The organism is Peribacillus sp. SIMBA_075 (genome assembly GCF_046534585.1).
Genome location: NZ_JAWRYN010000170.1, coordinates 1 through 394 on the forward strand (window position 1 = coordinate 1; position 394 = coordinate 394).

Genomic DNA, 394 nt, shown 5'->3' on the forward strand with positions numbered 1-394 from the left:
TGGTAACCTTTTTCTAAATGGATCATACCTGCTTGGTCTTTACTATCTTGTTCTGTGAAAGTAACAGGTACATCAATATCAATACCACCAATTGAATCTACAATTTGTACAAATGACTCAAAGTTAAACTTCACATAATAATCAACTGGTACATTTAAAAATCTTTCCACTGTATCTCTTGTACTTTCAACACCACCAAATACGTGTGCGTGTGTAATTTTATCTAATTTCTTTCTAGATGGAATATAAACACATGAATCACGAGGAATACTTACTAATTTAACGGATTTATCATCTTTATTAATTGTCGCTAATAAAAGTGCATCTGTTCGAACCGCTTCACCATATTGGCTTTTTCTCATTTCGCTTCCATCGACACCCATGATTAAAATCG

1 protein-coding gene is annotated in these 394 nt (G+C 33.0%); it reads right to left on the reverse strand.

All coding sequences use genetic code 11. The annotated features are described in order from the left end of the window. Positions 1-394: LCP family protein (locus SB775_RS27665; protein WP_410864338.1), on the reverse strand; the 394-nt coding region annotated here is incomplete at both ends.